This is a genomic window from Clostridium sp. UBA7503, assembly GCF_002477055.1.
Taxonomy (GTDB): Bacteria; Bacillota; Clostridia; order Clostridiales; family Clostridiaceae; genus Clostridium_J; species Clostridium_J sulfidigenes.
In genome coordinates this window covers 1,646-1,941 of sequence record NZ_DLNT01000029.1, presented here as the reverse complement: position 1 = coordinate 1,941, position 296 = coordinate 1,646, and the positions used below count along the sequence as shown (strand labels likewise).

Here is a 296-nt window from a genome sequence, read left to right as displayed (position 1 = left end):
ATCCAGCTTCTCTAGAAGTTAAATCACCATTATATCCTTCTTTTAGGTTAACTCCAACTTCTTGAGCTGCTTCCATCTTAAATCTGTCTAAACCTGCTTTAGCTTCTGGTACTAATAATCTACTTTTGCTTGTCATTTTATATTCCTCCTCCAATAAATTAGTAGAAGTCAACAAACATATTAATGGAAACCTCTTATTATTTAAACAAATTTTGCTAACTTCTTAAATAATAAACTTACCACATGCTACTTACAAATGTTTAATTAAAGATTTTTTTCGTAAGCTTCAACCATTT

1 protein-coding gene is annotated in these 296 nt (G+C 29.4%); it reads right to left on the bottom strand.

The features are described from left to right. A partial coding sequence (locus B3630_RS09185) for an alpha/beta-type small acid-soluble spore protein (protein WP_346897508.1) occupies positions 1 to 136 on the bottom strand: 136 nt, incomplete at its 3' end. Positions 137 to 296: the final 160 nt, after the last annotated feature.